Source organism: Rhodovulum sp. BSW8 (assembly GCF_003314725.1).
Lineage (GTDB): Bacteria > Pseudomonadota > Alphaproteobacteria > Rhodobacterales > Rhodobacteraceae > Rhodovulum > Rhodovulum visakhapatnamense.
The window spans coordinates 54376-68396 of the sequence record NZ_QNVX01000027.1; the positions used below are offsets into that span (position 1 = coordinate 54376).

General features: G+C 69.9%; 13 protein-coding genes and 1 pseudogene. 9 read left to right on the forward strand and 5 right to left on the reverse strand.

Features of this window, described 5'->3' with window-relative positions:
* Positions 1 to 6 precede the first annotated feature (6 nt).
* From DSD19_RS12400 to DSD19_RS12425, 6 genes are all read left to right on the forward strand, one after another.
* A complete protein-coding gene (locus DSD19_RS12400; RefSeq protein ID WP_165828127.1) occupies positions 7 to 330 on the forward strand; it encodes an iron-sulfur cluster assembly accessory protein in 324 nt (107 codons plus the stop codon).
* Between the two features lie 211 nt (positions 331 to 541).
* Positions 542 to 1561: an amidoligase family protein gene (locus DSD19_RS12405; protein ID WP_113669808.1), complete on the forward strand. Its 1020-nt coding sequence runs from the start codon at positions 542 to 544 to the stop codon at positions 1559 to 1561.
* Positions 1531 to 2274 (forward strand): gamma-glutamyl-gamma-aminobutyrate hydrolase family protein, encoded by a 744-nt coding sequence (locus DSD19_RS12410; RefSeq protein WP_113669809.1) that lies wholly within the window; start codon positions 1531 to 1533, stop codon positions 2272 to 2274. Before DSD19_RS12405 ends, DSD19_RS12410 begins: the two co-directional genes overlap by 31 nt.
* 245 nt (positions 2275 to 2519) lie before the next feature.
* The gene (locus DSD19_RS12415) at positions 2520 to 2975 is read left to right on the forward strand and encodes a cytochrome c (RefSeq protein ID WP_075786297.1); all 456 of its coding nucleotides are present in this window, start codon (positions 2520 to 2522) and stop codon (positions 2973 to 2975) included.
* Between the two features lie 21 nt (positions 2976 to 2996).
* The gene (locus tag DSD19_RS12420) at positions 2997 to 3608 is read left to right on the forward strand and encodes a cytochrome b/b6 domain-containing protein (RefSeq protein WP_113669810.1); all 612 of its coding nucleotides are present in this window, start codon (positions 2997 to 2999) and stop codon (positions 3606 to 3608) included.
* A gap of 172 nt (positions 3609 to 3780) precedes the next feature.
* Positions 3781 to 4953 (forward strand): aminoacetone oxidase family FAD-binding enzyme, encoded by a 1173-nt coding sequence (locus tag DSD19_RS12425; protein ID WP_113669811.1) that lies wholly within the window; start codon positions 3781 to 3783, stop codon positions 4951 to 4953.
* Positions 4954 to 5010: 57 nt separating this feature from the next.
* Here DSD19_RS12425 and DSD19_RS12430 read toward each other — a convergent pair whose 3' ends face one another.
* Both DSD19_RS12430 and DSD19_RS12435 read right to left on the reverse strand, forming a co-directional pair.
* Positions 5011 to 5685 (reverse strand): alpha/beta hydrolase, encoded by a 675-nt coding sequence (locus DSD19_RS12430; protein WP_113669812.1) that lies wholly within the window; start codon positions 5683 to 5685, stop codon positions 5011 to 5013.
* Positions 5682 to 6311: a DNA-3-methyladenine glycosylase gene (locus tag DSD19_RS12435; RefSeq protein ID WP_113669911.1), complete on the reverse strand. Its 630-nt coding sequence runs from the start codon at positions 6309 to 6311 to the stop codon at positions 5682 to 5684. The genes DSD19_RS12430 and DSD19_RS12435 overlap by 4 nt, the downstream gene beginning before the upstream one ends.
* A 121-nt stretch (positions 6312 to 6432) precedes the next feature.
* On the opposite strand from DSD19_RS12435, the gene DSD19_RS12440 reads away from it, so the two are divergent.
* Positions 6433 to 7650, forward strand: a complete 1218-nt coding sequence (locus DSD19_RS12440; protein WP_371412598.1) for an MFS transporter — start codon at positions 6433 to 6435, stop codon at positions 7648 to 7650.
* A 55-nt stretch (positions 7651 to 7705) separates the two neighbouring features.
* On the opposite strand, the gene DSD19_RS12445 is transcribed toward DSD19_RS12440, so the two are convergent.
* Positions 7706 to 9076, reverse strand: coding sequence for an aspartate aminotransferase family protein (locus DSD19_RS12445; protein ID WP_113669814.1), 1371 nt, complete (start codon positions 9074 to 9076; stop codon positions 7706 to 7708).
* A 293-nt stretch (positions 9077 to 9369) separates the two neighbouring features.
* Between DSD19_RS12445 and DSD19_RS12450 the strand changes: the two genes are divergently transcribed.
* Positions 9370 to 10581 (forward strand): M24 family metallopeptidase, encoded by a 1212-nt coding sequence (locus tag DSD19_RS12450; RefSeq protein WP_113669815.1) that lies wholly within the window; start codon positions 9370 to 9372, stop codon positions 10579 to 10581.
* Positions 10581 to 11741 carry an acetylornithine deacetylase gene (argE, locus tag DSD19_RS12455; protein ID WP_113669816.1) on the forward strand — a complete coding sequence of 387 codons (1161 nt, stop codon included), beginning with the start codon at positions 10581 to 10583 and terminating at the stop codon, positions 11739 to 11741. The genes DSD19_RS12450 and argE overlap by 1 nt, the downstream gene beginning before the upstream one ends.
* 12 nt (positions 11742 to 11753) lie before the next feature.
* Here the strand turns inward: argE and xylB are convergent, their stop codons facing one another.
* On the reverse strand, positions 11754 to 13211 hold the full coding sequence (gene xylB / locus DSD19_RS12460; RefSeq protein ID WP_113669817.1) for a xylulokinase: 1458 nt from the start codon (positions 13209 to 13211) through the stop codon (positions 11754 to 11756).
* A 510-nt stretch (positions 13212 to 13721) separates the two neighbouring features.
* A pseudogene (locus DSD19_RS12465) lies at positions 13722 to 13940 on the reverse strand (formate dehydrogenase); the annotation flags it as partial.
* Positions 13941 to 14021 lie beyond the last annotated feature (81 nt).

Sequence of the window (14021 nt, forward strand, 5' to 3'; positions counted from 1 at the left end):
ATGGACCTGACGCTTCCGCCCACGGTTACCGAGCGCGCCTATGCGCGCCTGTCCGAAATCGGCGCCGCCAGACAGGGCAAGGCGCTCCGGATCGCCGTCGAGGGGGGCGGCTGTTCGGGTTTCCAATATTCAATCACGCTGGATGCGCCCGCCGAGGACGATCTGGTGCTGGAGGGCGCGGGCGAAAAGGTCGTGGTCGATTCGGTATCGCTGCCGTTTCTGCAGAACGCGACCATCGACTTTACCCGCGAGCTGATCGGCGCCAAATTCGTGATCGACAATCCGAACGCCACCAGCTCCTGCGGCTGCGGCACCTCGTTCTCGATCTGACCCGTCCCGCGCGTCGGGGTCTGATCCGGCGCGCCCGGCAGGCTGGGACTTGACTTGAGGCGCCCGGCAGGCCGGGACTTGACTTGGGGCGCCCGGCAGGCCGGGACTTGACTTGGGGCGCCCGGCAGGCCGGGACTTGACTTGGGGCGCCCGGCAGGCCGGGACTTGACTTGAGGCGCCCGGCAGGTCGGGACGACACCGAAAGGCGGATATGGACGGCATCACCCAACTTGTGCCGCGCGACAGGTTCCTGCCGCTCTGCCCGCGCGAGACCCGCGTCGGGCAGGCGCGGCGGGCCGGGATCGAGATCGAGTTCGGCGGGCTGACCGAGGCCGAGGCCGCCGAGGTCGTTTCGCGCACGCTGGGCGGCAAGGTGCGCGAGATCGCCGCCCATGACCTCGAGGTCGACACCACCGGCTGGGGCGCGGTCTCGATCTGCCTCGACACCGCCTTCCGCGACAAGGCCGGCAGCGCCCTGGCCGATCTGGGGTTGCAGCTTGGCCGCGCCGTGGTCCCGGTCGAGGTGGTGACCCCGCCCCTGTCGCCCGAGCAGCTGCCCGAGGCGGACCGGCTGCGCGGGGCGCTGCGCGCGGCGGGTGCGCAGGGCAGCCGCGAGGGGATGTTTCTCGGGTTCGGGCTGCATCTGAACCCCGAGATCGCCAGCCCCGAAGCCGCCGATCTGGTGCCCGTCGTCCGGGCCTTCGCGCTGATCGAGGACTGGCTGCGCAAGGCCGACCCGATCGACCCGTCGCGGCGGCTTCTGCCCTTTGTCGATCCCTATCCGCGCAGCTTCGTCGACCGGCTGGCCGCAGCCGGGCGCGGCTGGTCGCGGGACGACTTCGTCGACGCCTATCTGGCCGAGACGCCGACCCGCAACCGCGGGCTCGACATGCTGCCCTGCCTTGCCCATCTCGCGGGCGACCGGGTGGCCCAGGCGCTTGGCCCCGGCGCCGACGCGGTCGGGGCGCGGCCCACCTTCCATTACCGCCTGCCCGATTGCCGGATCGACGAACCCGGCTGGCGGCTGGCCTATGAATGGAACCGCTGGGTGATGGTCGAGCGGCTGGCCGCCGACACCGCCGCGCTGGAAGGGCTGGCCGCCGACTGGCTCGACTACCGGGCGGCGCTGACCACCACCCGGTCGGACTGGTTCGACCATCTCGACCGGGTTCTCTGCGGGCTGGAGCTTTGGGACGGCGCATGCGGTTCGGACGCCAAGACCGGCCGCTGATCGCGGTGACCACCTCGTCCCGCTCGGGATGGCGTGTGTTCCCGCTGGTGGCCTTCAACCTCTGGCTTGCGGGCGGGCGCGGGGTGCGCTGGGGCACCGGGCGCAGCGCCGATATCGACGGGGTCGACGGGCTGATCATCGGCGGCGGCGACGACATCTCGCCCGATCTCTACGGCATGCAGCTGGTGACCTCGGCCCGGCTCGACCCGGCGCGGGACGCGCTGGAACGGCGCCTGGTCGAGGCCGCCATCGCCCGCGGCAAGCCGGTTCTGGGGATCTGCCGGGGCGCGCAGATGCTGAACGTCGCGCTCGGCGGCACGCTCGACCAGGACGCCTATGGCACCTATACCGCCTCGAAACGGGTCTGGACCGTCCTGCCGCGCAAGGCGGTGACCGTCCTGCCCGGCACCCGGCTGGCCCAGATCGCAGGCCCCCGCCCGATGCGGGTCAACGCGCTGCATTCACAAGCCGTGGCGCGGCTCGGCGAGCATCTCGAGGTCGCGGCGCGCGACCGGGGCGGCATGATCCAGGCGGTCGAGCGGCGCCGCGATCCCTTTGCCCTGGGGGTCCAGTGGCACCCCGAACACCTGTTCTATGCCCGCCGTCAGCGCGCGATCTTCGCGGCCCTGGTCGCGGCGGCGTCGGCGATGCGCGGCGCCCGCGGCCAATGGAAGGCCGTCGACAGGTTTCTGGAACAGGCGAGACTGGACTAGATCGGCCAGAAAAGCGACCGTCCGGGCGACACTGGACGCGGCGGTGCAGCGGTGCAGGAAGAGACCTGGCGAGAAAAGACAACTTGGTGATATATGTTCTGAGGCCCGCAGCGCAATACCGCATTCCGGCACAGGGCCTCTGTGAAAAATGACGTGGTTTTGGCAACGGAAAATCCGCGGCTCCACGTTATAGAGACCGGCGCGCGAACATGAGCCAAACCCGCAACCCAGGACGGAGACCTGCAATGCACAAGATTCTTCTGACCGCCGCTCTGGCCGCGCTGCCGCTGGCGGCCTCGGCGGCCGACGTGAAGGACGACGTCGTCGAGGCCCGCCAAGGCTATTACAGTCTGCTCGGCGCCAACATGGGCACCCTCGTGTCGATGGTCAAAGGCGAGACCGACTATGACGGGGCCAAGGCGCAGACCGCGGCCGACAACATGCTGACCCTCACCCGCTACAATGTCGGCCATCTCTACATGCCCGGCACCTCGAATGCCGACATGCCCGGCCGCACCGATGCGCTGCCGAAGATCTGGGAAGACATGGCCGGCGTTCAGGAAAAAGGCATGGCCTTCGTGAAGGCGGTCGAAAACCTCAACGAGGTCGCCGGGCTCGACAAGGGCGAACTGGCCAAGGGCGTGCAGCAAGTCGGCGGCACCTGCAAGGGCTGCCACGACGACTACCGCGCCAAGCACTGAGACTGACCTGAGGATCGCACCATGAAGGATACAAGCACCGCCCCCGCCGACACCGAAACCCTGCAGACCGTCCGGATCTGGGACCCGCTCCTGCGCCTCTTCAAATGGGCCTTGACGATCTCTGTCATCGCGGCCTGGGGCCTGGGGCATTTCGGCCCCGACCAGATGACCCTGCATTTCTGGTTCGGCTATGCGGTGCTTGGCCTTCTGGCGTTCCGGCTGCTCTGGGGCCTCTGGGGCCCCGAGCATGCCCGGTTCTCAAGCTTCGCCTACGGTCCCTTCTCCATCCTGAAATACGTCCTCGGGATGTTCCGCCGGAAACCGTCCTACTGGCCGGGGCACAACCCGGTGGGCGGGCTTTTCGTCTTCATCCTGCTGGGCGCGCTGCTGCTGCAGGCGGGATCGGGCCTTTTCGTCGACCCCGACGACTACATCAATGTCGGCCCGCTGGCGAAATACGTCGGTTCCGAAACCACCCGCGCCGCGCTGAAATTCCACATCCAGATGGGCTGGGTGGTGCTGGGGCTCGTGGCGCTGCACGTCGCGGCCATCGCCTTCTATTCCAAGTGGAAGGGCGAAAACCTGGTGACGCCCATGATCACCGGCAAGAAGACCGTCCGCAAGGATCTCTGAACGACAGCTACGCGCCCGGGGCCTCGCCGAGGCCCCGGAGCGGCGCGCTTTCCGCCGTCCCCGGATCGACCGTTCCGCAAGCCCGGCATCCGCCCCAAGGTCGCCCCAAGGCCGCCCCCGCCCCCTTCATTTCGTCCTTTTCCCCTCCGGCCGGGCGGCTTAGAGGACCGGCATGACTTACGATGCGATCATCCTCGGAGCCGGGGCTGCCGGCCTTCTGGCGGCGGCCACCGCCGGACAGGCGGGGGCGCGCGTGCTTCTGCTCGATCACGCCGAGGCGGCCGGAAAGAAGATCCTGATCTCGGGCGGCGGGCGCTGCAATTTCACCAATACCGGCGCGGGCCCCGGCAATTACCTGTCCGAGAACCCGCATTTCGCCAAATCGGCCCTGTCCCGCTATACCCAATGGGATTTCCTCGCGCTGGTCGAGCGCCACAGGATCGCCTGGCACGAAAAGACCCTGGGGCAGCTGTTCTGCGACGGCTCGGCCCGGCAGATCGTGACCATGCTGCTGGACGAATGCGCCCGCGGCGGGGTCGAGATCCGGCTCTCGACCCCGATCGGCGAGATCGGCCATGGCGACGGGCTCTTTCGCGTGGCGGGCGCCACGGCGCCGCAGCTGGTGCTGGCCACCGGCGGCCCCTCGATCCCCAAGATGGGCGCGACCGGCATCGCCTATGACATCGCCCGGCGCTTCGGGCTCGACATCGTGCCCCCAAGACCCGCGCTGGTGCCGCTGACGCTGGGCCCCGATGCGCAGGACCTGACGGGCATTTCGGGGCTGTCCTGTCCCGTGACGGCGCGGGTCGGCACGGCCAGTTTTACCGAGGCCGCGCTTTTCACCCATCGCGGCCTGTCCGGCCCGGCCATCCTGCAGGTCTCGTCCTACTGGACACCCGGCGCGCCGGTGACGCTGACGCTGGTCGAGAACGCGGCCGAGCGTCTGCGCGCGGCACGGCACAAGGCCCCCCGCGCCCGGCTCCGCGCCGCGCTGAGCGAGATGCTTCCGAACCGGCTGGCCGAGGCGATGGCCGCCCGGATCGGGTTCGGGACCGAGCTTGGAAACACCTCCGATGCCGAGATCGACCGCGCCGCCGCCGCGCTTGGCGGTCTTACGCTCTTCCCGACCGGCACCGAGGGCTATGCCAAGGCCGAGGTGACCGCGGGCGGCATTTCGACCGCCGGGCTGTCCTCGCGCACCATGGAGGCCACGGCCGTTCCCGGGCTTTACGCCATCGGCGAGGCGGTCGATGTCACGGGCTGGCTGGGCGGCTACAATTTCCAATGGGCCTGGTCCTCGGCCAGGGCCGCAGGCGAGGCCATCGCCGCCCGGTGCCGAAGCTGATCGCGGCGCCGGGCCGGGTCGTCGGCTGACGCCCGGCTGACCTGCGGACCCGGCGGGCTAGTCGAGCCCGTCGATCCCCAGCCGCTCGCGCATGAAGGCCAGCGCGACCGACAGCCCGTCGGGGGCGATGCCGTGGCCCGTGCCCTTCATCACATGGGCATAGACCTCGAAGCCCGCGCCGCTCAGCGCATTGCCGGCCTCGGGCAGGGATTCGACGGGCACCACGTCGTCCGCATCGCCATGCACCAGCAGAACCGGCGGGCGCGAGACGGCTTCGTCCTCCAGCGTCTCGGGCGCCAGCAACCGGCCCGAAAAGCCCACCACGCCCGCGACGGGCGCGGGACGGCGCGGGGCGACATGCAGCGCCATCATCGTGCCCTGGGAAAAGCCGAAGAGAATGACGTTTTCGGGCGCGACGCCTTCTTCTTCCAGCACCGCGTCGAGCCAGGCATTGAGGTCGTCGACCGCGCACCGCATGCCCGCTTCGCTTTGTTCCTCGGACGAGCCGTCGATCCAGGGGATCGGGAACCACTGAAAGCCGAAGGGCACACCTTCGCAGCGCTCGGGCGCATCGGGGGCCAGAAAGGCCGTGCCCGGCATATGCGGCCCCAGCGGCTGTGCGAGCCCCAGCAGATCGGCCCCGTTCGCGCCATAGCCGTGCAGGAAGATCACCAGACGGTCGGTCCGGCCCCTGGCCGCACCCGCGCGCCCCGATTCAAGCACCCGTGTCACCTGATCCCCTCCCTGTCCTTGGCCACCCGGTAGTAGGCCCAAAGCGCCCGCGCCGCAACGGCCCGCCAGGGTGCCCAGGGCTCGGCCAACTGACGCAGGGCGCGTTCGCCGGGCCGGTCGGGCAGGTCGAACAGAAGCCGCGCCGATTCCTGCAGCGCGAGGTCGGCGGGCGCAAAGACATCGGCCCGGCCAAGCGAGAACATCGCGTAGATCTCGGCGGTCCAGCGACCGATGCCGGGCACCGCGACCAGCGTGGCGATGACCTCTTCGGTGGGTTCGGTGCGCAGCGCGGCGAAGTCGATGCCCGCCCCCGCCAGCGCGCGCGCATAGCGGATCTTCTGGCGCGAGAGCCCGCAGGCGCGCAAATCCTCGTCGCTGGCCCACAGGATCTTGCGCGGGCCGGTCAGCCGCGCGGTCTTCATCCGGGTCCAGATCGCATCGGCCGCCGCGACCGAGACCTGCTGGCTGACGATGGCCGACAGAAGCGCCTCGAACCCGTCCTTGCGGCGGCGCAAGGGCAGCGGCCCGGTCAGCGCCAGAGCCTGGGCAAAGCGCGGCTCGACCGCCACAAGATGCGCCGCGCCTTCGGCCACGCAGGCCTCGGTTTCGATGATCCGTCCCACCATGGACCGGACGATAGGCCCGCGCGCCGCGCCCGCCAAGAGCCATCCCGTCCGCGCCCCGGCACGTCGCCGAAATAGCGGCTTCCCCCCTTTACGCCGCCGCGCTAGGTCAGAGGCCATGACCATGGATATCGCCCCCTCCCGCGAAAGCAGGCGCGCCCGGCGCAATGTGACCGTTCTGGTGCTGGCCCAGGCGTTTCTGGGGGCGCAGATGTCGATGATCTTCACCGTGGGCGGGCTGGCCGGGCAGACGCTTGCGCCCAATCCCTGTCTCGCGACACTGCCGATTTCGCTGATCGTGCTGGGGTCCATGCTGTCGGCGGGGCCGCTGTCGGGCTTCATGCAGCGCGCCGGGCGGCGGGCCGGGTTTCTGCTGGGCATCGCCGGTGGGGCGGCAGGGGCGGCCATCGCGGCGCTGGGGCTTTACCAGGGGTCCTTCGGGCTTTTCCTCGCCGGGTCGTTGCTGACCGGGCTTTATATGTCGGCGCAGGGCTTTTACCGCTTCGCCGCCGCCGACACCGCCGAGGGCACGTTCCAGCCCAAGGCAATTTCCTACGTGCTGGCGGGCGGGCTGGTGGCCGCGATCCTCGGGCCGCAGCTGGTGAAGGTGACGGCCGAGGCGATGGTGATCCCGTTTCTCGGGACCTATCTGGTCGCCATCGGCATCAACCTGTCGGGCGTCCTGCTGTTTGCCTTTCTCGACATCCCGCGCCCGCCGCCGCGCGATCCGGCGCATCACCGGGGCCGGAGCCGGGCCGATCTGCTGCGCGATCCCGCCATCGCCGTCGCCATCATCTGCGGGATGGTGTCCTATGCGCTGATGAACCTGGTGATGACCTCGACCCCGCTGGCGGTCGTGGGCTGCGGCTTCGACACCGGCACCGCCGCCGATATCGTCACCGCCCATGTGCTGGCGATGTATGTGCCCAGCTTCTTCACCGGCCATCTGATCGCCCGCTTCGGCGCCCGGCCCATCGTGGCGCTGGGGCTTGCGATCCTCGCCGCTGCGGGTGCCGTGGCGCTGACCGGCGTCGAGATCGAGAGCTTTCTGGTGACGCTGATCCTTCTGGGGATCGGCTGGAATTTCGGCTTTATCGGCGCGACCGCGATGCTGGCGCAGTCCCACGGACCCGAAGAGCGCGGCGCCGTGCAGGGGATGAACGATATCCTCGTCTTCGGCGGCGTCACCCTGGCCTCGCTGGCCTCGGGCGGGCTGATGAACTGCTCGGCCAGCTCGGCGCAAGAGGGCTGGATGGCCGTCAACATGGCCATGGTGCCGTTCCTCGCGCTTGCGGGCGGCGCGCTGATCTGGCTGACCCTGCGCCCGAAGGACGAGACCTGAGGCCGCCCGCGCCCGGCCCCCTTGCCGGGCGCCGGACACGGGCGTCGCGGGTTGCCTAGCCCAGAACCGAGGCGACGGCGCGCGCGGTCACGTCGACCACCCGGTCGGCCTCGTCGCGGGTCAGGCACAGCGGCGGGGCAAAGCCGACGATGTCGCCCTGCGGCATCGCCCGCGCGATCACGCCCTCTTTCAGCATCGCGGCCACCACGGCGCCCGCGACCTTGCCCGGCGGGTCGTAGAAGGTCCGCGAGCCCTTGTCCTCGACCAGCTCGACCGCACACAGCATCCCCTCGCCGCGAATGTCGCCGACATGGGCGTGCTCGCTCAGCGCGGTCTGCATCGCAGTGACGAAATAGCCGCCGGTTTCGGCCGCGTTCTTCACCAGCCCCAGATCGTCGATCAGCTTGAGGTTGGCGACACCGGCGGCCGCGCCGATGGGATGCGCCGAATAGGTCCAGCCATGGCCGATGGGGCCGAATTCATCGGTGCCCTGTTCCAGAACCGTCCACATCCGGTCCGACACGATCGACCCCGACAGCGGCGCATAGGCCGAGGTCAGGCCCTTGGCGATGGTGATGAGATCCGGTTTCAGCCCGTATTTCAGTGACCCGAACATCTCGCCCAGACGGCCGAAGCCGGTGACGACCTCATCGACGATCAGCAGGATGTCGTGCTTTTGCAGGATCGGCTGGATCGCGTCCCAATAGCCTGCGGGCGGCGGCACGATGCCGCCCGTGCCCAGCACCGGCTCGCCGATGAAGGCGGCGATGGTGTCGGCGCCTTCACGCGCGATCAGCGCCTCGAGCTCGGCCGCGCAATGGGCGACGAAATCGGCCTCGGACATGTCCAGATCGGGGCGGCGAAAGTAATAGGGCGCCTCGGTATGCAGGATGGGCGCCAGCGGCAGGTCGAATTTGTTGTGGAAGCCCGCAAGCCCGGTCAGCGAGCCCGTCATCAGCCCCGAGCCGTGATAGCCCCGCCAGCGGCTGATGATCTTCTTCTTCTCGGGCCGGCCGAGCACGTTGTTGTAATACCAGACAAGCTTGATGTTGGTCTCGTTGGCATCCGACCCGCCGAGCCCGAAATAGACCTTGGACATGTGATCGGGCGCGCGGTCCATGACCATCTTGGCCAGCGTGATCGAGGCCTCGGTGCCATGCCCCACATAGGCATGGTAGTAGGACAGCTGGCGCGCCTGTTCGGCGATGGCCTCGGCGATCTCGGTTCGCCCGTAGCCCACATTCACGCAGTAAAGCCCCGCGAAGGCGTCCAGCAGGCGCGTGCCGTCGCGATCCTCGATGAAGACGCCCTGCCCGCCCGCGATCACCCGTTCCGGGGCCTCGCCGCGCGCGAACTGCGCCAGATGGGTGGAGGGGTGGAAAAAGCTCTCCCGATCCCACTGTTCGAGCATGTCGTTTTTCAGCATACGCGGTGTCCTTTCTTCCGGCACCGGCGCCGCAGGCGCGGACGGCCGATGCGTTTCGGTCCGGGGCATGCGTGGCCCCCACTCGTCCCATCCCTACCCCAAGCGGGACCGGGTCTCTACCCCGCCGCCCGGAAAGGCGGCAGAACGCGCCGTCGGTCATGTGTTGCCGGGGGGCGCCAAGGCTCGGCCCTTGACGGGGAAAACCGGCTTCTGTCTGATCGGGCGCATCGCCCCCCTTCCCCTCTCCGCCCCGGCCCGTCCGGCGGCGGCCTGCCGCGAGGAGCCATCCGCCCATGACCGAAGAAATCGTCCAGTTCGGCTATGCCGCCGAGGGCCGCGCGCCCTTTTCCCTGCCCGAATACGGGCGGCGGCTGGGGCTGGTGCGCCGGGCGATGGCGGAAAAGGGCATCGACATCCTCTTTGTCGAGGACCCCTCGAACATGGCCTGGCTGACGGGTTATGACGGCTGGTCGTTCTATGTGCATCAGGGGGTTCTGGTCTTTCACGACGCCGACCCGATGTGGTGGGGCCGCCAGATGGACGCGAACGGCGCGGTGCGCACGGTCTGGATGGCGGGCGCGCATATCACCCATTATTCCGACGCCTATGTGCAGTCGACCGAACGCCACCCGATGCAGAACCTGGCCGAGCTTCTGCGCGATCTGGGCTATGGCGCCCGGCGGATCGGGGTCGAGATGGAGAATTACTATTTCTCGGCCAAGGCTTATGTGACGCTGCGCGATGCCCTGCCCGAGGCGTATCTGGTCGATGCAACCGCGCTGGTGAACTGGCAGCGCACGGTCAAATCGGGCGAGGAACTCGACTTCATGCGCCGCGCCGCCTCGATTTCCGAACGGATGATCGACGGGGTTCTGGACCGGATCGAGCCGGGCCTGCCCAAGAACGAACTGGTGGCCGATCTTTACCGCGACGCGCTGGCGGGCAATGGCGACTGGGGCGACTATCCGGCCATCGTGCCGCTTCTGCCCTCGGGCAAGGATGCCTCGGCCTCGCATCTGACCTGGGACGGGCGGCCCTTCGAAAGCGGCGAGGCCACCTTCTTCGAAATCTCGGGCTGTTACCGGCGCTATCACGCGCCCTTCTGCCGGACGATCTTCCTGGGCGAGCCGCCCGATTACATGCGCGCCGCCGAAGCCGCGCTGATCGAGGGGATCGAGGCCGGGCTTTGGGCCGCGAAGGCCGGCAACCGCGCCTGCGACATCGCCAATGCGCTGGCCGCGCCCCTGGAACGGGCGGGCATCCGGCGCGGCGCGCGCTGCGGCTATCCGGTCGGGCTCAGCTATCCGCCCGACTGGGGCGAGCGCACGATCTCGCTGCGCGAGGAGGACGACACCCTGCTGGAGCCGGGCATGACCTTCCATTTCATGCCGGGCCTCTGGATGGAGAACTGGGGGCTCGAGATCACCGAGTCGATCCTGATCCGCGAGGACGGCCCGGCCGAGACCCTGTGCAACCGCCCGCGCAAGCTCTATGTGAAACCCTGATGACCCGGCTTGACGATACCTGCGCGATCCTCGCCGATCTGGTGGCCTTTCCCACCGTCTCGTCGGACTCGAACCTTGAAATGATCGTCCATATCGCCGCGCTTCTGGGCGATCTGGGCGCACGGGTGGACCTTTTCCACGACGCGACCGGGCACAAGGCGAACCTCTTCGCAACGCTGGGGCCGCGCAACACCGATGGCGGCATCGTGTTGTCGGGCCATACCGACGTGGTGCCGGTCGCCGATCAGGACTGGTCGACAGACCCGTTCACCCTGCACGAGGCCAGCGGGCGGCTTTACGGGCGCGGCACCTGCGACATGAAGGGGTTCATCGCCGCCTGCCTGGCCATGGCGCCGGTCTATGCCGGGCTCGACCTGAAACGGCCGCTGCATTTCGCCTTTACCCATGACGAAGAGGTCGGCTGTCTGGGCGGCCAGGCGCTGGTGGCCGAGCTGGCCGCGCGCGACCTGCGCCCGGGCATCGCCATTGTCGGCGAGCCGACCGAGATGCGCATCGTCGAGGCGCACAAGGGCTGCTGCGAATACACGGTCGAATTTCACGGCCGCGAGGGGCACGGGTCGAACCCGCCCGCGGGCGTCAACGCGGCCGAGGCGGCGGTGCGCTATGCCGGGCGGCTGCTGGCACTGGCCGACGAGCTGAAGGCCCGCGCCCCCGAGGACAGCCCGTTCGAGCCGCCCTGGACCACGATCAATCTGGGCCGGATCTCGGGCGGGCATGTGCATAACGTCATCCCCGGCCGGGCCGAGATCGCCTGGGAGATGCGGCCCGTGCAGGCCGACGACATCGCCCATGCCAAGGCGGCCATGGCCTGCGAGGTGGCGTCGCTTCTGCCCGCGATGCGCGCCGTCGCCCCCGAGGCCGATATCCGGACCCATGTGGTGGGCGAGGTGGTCGGGCTCGAGCCGATGCCCCACAGCGCGGCGCGCGCGCTTCTGGCCGGGCTGACCGGCCAGAGCCGGGCCGAGGCGGTGCCTTTCTCGACCGAGGCGGGGCTTTTCCAGAGCCTTGGCTGCGCCGCCGCGGTCTGCGGCCCGGGGTCCATCGCCCAGGCGCACAAGCCCGACGAATATGTCAGCCGCAAGCAGCTGGCCCAATGCCTGGCGATGCTGGAAGGTCTTGCAGGCGTGCTGACCGCCTGACCACGCCCGGCCTTACTGGATCGCCTTCAGCCCGGGATAGGCCGCGCGGAAGCCTCGATAGGCCTCGTCGAAAGCGTCGGCCAGCGCGGGCTCGGGCGCCACGGTGCGGGCAATGGCAGGCGGGGTCATCTCGGTTTCGGGCGCGGCCCCGCTGGCCGCCACCCGGCCCAGACGCGCGGCCCCGAGGGCTGCGCCAAGCTCGCCCCCGGCCGGCACCTGCAAGGGCACGCCCAGCACCGTCGCGATCAGCCGCAGCCAGTAGTCCGACCGCGCGCCGCCGCCGATGGCCAGCAGATGGCCCAGATCCGCCCCCGCACCCCGCAGCGCCTCGGCGCAATCGCGCAGCGCGAAGGCCACGCCCTCCAGCACCGCGCGCGTGAGATCCGGCAGCCCGGTCTCGGCCCCGAGCCCGGTGAAGGCGCCGCGGATCGCCGCATCGTTATGGGGCGTGCGCTCGCCCGACAGATAGGGCAGGAAGCGCACCCGCCCCGGCGCCTTCAACGCCTCGCCCAGGGCACGGGTCAGGTCGGCCGGGCTCTGGCCCGAGATCTGCGCCAGCCAGTTCAGACTGTCGGTCGCCGACAGGATCACCCCCATCTGGTACCACCGCCCCGGCACCGCATGGCAGAAGGTATGCAGCGCGTTGCCCGGGTCGGGCCGGTAGCCGTCCCGTGCGGCCAGCAGCACGCCCGAGGTCCCGAGCGACACGAAGCCCTGCCCCTCGGCCAGTGCGCCGGTGCCGCAGGCCGCAGCCGCGTTGTCGCCCGCGCCGCCCGCGACCACGGCACCGGGCGCAATGCCCCAGCGCGCGGCCAGCTCGGGGCGCAGCGTGCCCGCCGGGTCCGAGCCCTCGACCAGCTCGGGCATCTGGTCGCGGCGCATGTGTCCGGCCTCCAGCAGCGCATCCGACCAGTCGCGCCGCCCGGTATCGAACCACGAGGTCCCGGCGCTGTCGGACATGTCGGCGACCGCCCGGCCCGTCAGATAGAGGTTCAGGAAGGCCGCAGGCAGCAGCACCTTGGCCACCCGCGCGAAGGCCTCGGGTTCATGGCGGCGCACCCAGTCGAGCTTGGGCGCGGTGAAGCCCGGAAAGACGATATTGCCCGAGGTCTCGCGCATCCCCGGCAGCGCGTCGAGCCGTGCCGCCTCGGCATGGCTGCGGGTGTCGTTCCAGAGGATGCAGGGCCGGATCGGGGTCATCGCCGCATCGAGCAGCGTGGCCCCGTGCATATGCCCCGAAACGCCGATGCCGCGCACGCGCGCCATCGCTTCGGGAAAGCGGGCCGCCAGATCGGCGATCGCGGCCTCAAGCGCCGCGATCCAGTCGGCCGGGTCCTGTTCGGACCAGCCCGGATGGGGATGCGCGACCCCACAGGCGCGCTCGGACGCGCCGACCGGCTGCCCGGCCGCGTCGATCAGCAGGGCGCGCAGCCCCGAGGTTCCCAGATCCAGTCCCAGCGCCCCGCCCATGCCGTGCCTCCCTCTTGCCGCGGCCTGTCCCGGGCGCAGCCTAGCCGCCCGTGGCAGGGCTTTCCAGCACGGCGCGCCCGGTCGGGGCTGCCGTCCCCGGCCACCGGATCGATCCCGGCCTCGCCCGGGGCGCGGCGGCAGTTACCGCCCCCAGCGCCGACCGCCCGCAGCCCACGAGCGACCGTCCCCCTTGGGCAACGGCCGGGCGCGCCTGGCCTGACAGATCGACCTCGGTCCCGTCGGAAAAGGCAAAGCCCCCGGGTTCGCCCATGCGCCGGGTCCCGCCCGGCGCGCATGGACCGCGCGGTCGCTGTCGTCGATCGGCTCCGGCCTCAGTGGCGGAAAGGGGGGCGGTGGCGGCCAGAATGCCCGGCATCGGCAGCAGCGCGCGGCAAAGCCGATCAGGTCTCATCCACAATCCCCCTTGCTGTCAGGCCCGGCCGGGCCGCGCGCATCGCCTTGAAGCCGAAGGCGCGACGGACCCGCGCCCCCCGGCCGTGGGTGGTTCGCTCAGGTCCCGGTCTTCTCGCAGGCGGTGCCCCAGGCGCCCGATCCAAAGCCGCGCGCGACGCCCCGCACGCGGCAGATCGCCGAAACGTCGTCGCCGTCGCCCGCCAACACCGCCTTGGTCGCGCACATCCCGGCCCAGATCGGCAGCTTGTCCCCGGCGATCCGGTTCCGGCCGCATTCGCGGAACTCGGCATCCGACATGTCCTCTTCGGGACCTCCATGGGGCATTGTTGCAGAACGCCCGCCGTGAAGGATTCACACCACGACTCCCCGCGGTTGGACGGATGGGACGAGCAAGCC